General features: G+C 42.8%; 1 protein-coding gene. It reads right to left on the reverse strand.

The features are described from left to right. Positions 1-119: 119 nt before the first annotated feature. A protein-coding gene (locus tag NRI27_RS17890) for an IS3 family transposase (RefSeq protein WP_371391899.1) occupies positions 120-1,309 on the reverse strand; the annotation gives its coding sequence in 2 pieces (ribosomal slippage) (positions 120-1,048 and positions 1,048-1,309; 1,191 coding nt in all). Between the last annotated feature and the right edge of the window lie 79 nt (positions 1,310-1,388).

Here is a 1,388-nt window from a genome sequence, read left to right on the forward strand (position 1 = left end):
TGATACTCTGTCAAGAAATTGGACACATTGAATTGAGTTTCATAGCTAATTGTATATTCAAGCTAACGCGCTTTGCTTGTTCGCCTTGTCATAAGCGAACAGAGTTTCACTCTATTCACTTACGACAAAGTCAAGGGGATCTCCTCAATATCTGCTGATAGACCTTGGTAGTAGGCCTCTTCCTTCTCCATTGGTGTCAAATAACCATTTGTGGAATGGATTCGTTTTGTATTATAAAAACATTCAATGTACTCCATGATGCTGTTTTTTGCTTGTTCCCTTGTCGCATACGTTTCGTGGAAAATTAGCTCACGTTTAATTATTCCGTGGAAGGATTCAATACAGGCGTTGTCATAACAGTTGCCCTTACGGCTCATGCTTGTTGTAATTCCGTACCCCCTCAGAATGTTTTGGTAGTCATGAGATGCATATTGGCTGCCACGGTCTGAGTGATGAATTAGCTGTTCAGAGGGTGTCTGACGCCCAATTGCTCGCTTAAGAGCCACGATGACGAGTCGCTTTGTCATCCGGTCGTTCATGTACCAGCCGATGATTCTTCGAGAAAATAAATCCATGATCGTTGCCAGATAGAGCCAGCCTTCCTTCGTCCAGATATATGTAATATCACCGACCCAGACTTTACCTGGTTCATCGACTATAAATTGTTGTCTTAACAGATTCGGAAAAATTGGCAATGAATGCTTTGAGTTGGTAGTCGCTTTATATTTCTTAACCGTTTTGGAACGTATACCTTCTTCCTTCATAATCCGACTCACGGTTTTTTCCGATACATCTACGCCCTCTTTATGCAATGCCTCCGTAATTTTAGGGCTGCCATAGATCATTCTAGATTCAAGGTGAACGCGCTTCACTTGGCAAACTAGGCTTTCATGACGCTTTTTCTGTTGGCTTTTCTCCCGATTACGCCAACTATAGTATCCGCTTTTTGATACACCTAAAACGTGACACATCTTCGCAACACGGAACTCGTGCCGGTGCTCTTCTATGAAGCAATAGATTACTTCTGGTTTTTGGCGAAGATGCCCATAGCCTTTTTTAGGATCGCGTTCTCTTCTTCCAGATCCCGTACCCGTTTCTGAAGATCACGTGTGGCCTCTTTCTCAGGTGTACTGTAGCCACTACCGACAAAACTGCTGCCCTCTTTGTCTTCCTTATACTTTTTCACCCAGTTATGCAGCGTCTGTTCCGCGATACCCAGGTCTCTAGCTGTTTGTGCTACCGTTTTACCTGCATCCACAACCAACTTGGCTGCATCCATTTTAAATTCTTTGTCATACTGTCTTTTCATCTTTTTTCACTCCGCTCAGTTGGATAAGTTTATTATAACTCTCCCAATTCGCTGAGTCCTAATTTTAGAGTAGCATCAA

It is taken from the genome of Sporosarcina sp. OR05, from assembly GCF_041414805.1.
Classification (GTDB): Bacteria; Bacillota; Bacilli; order Bacillales_A; family Planococcaceae; genus Sporosarcina; species Sporosarcina saromensis.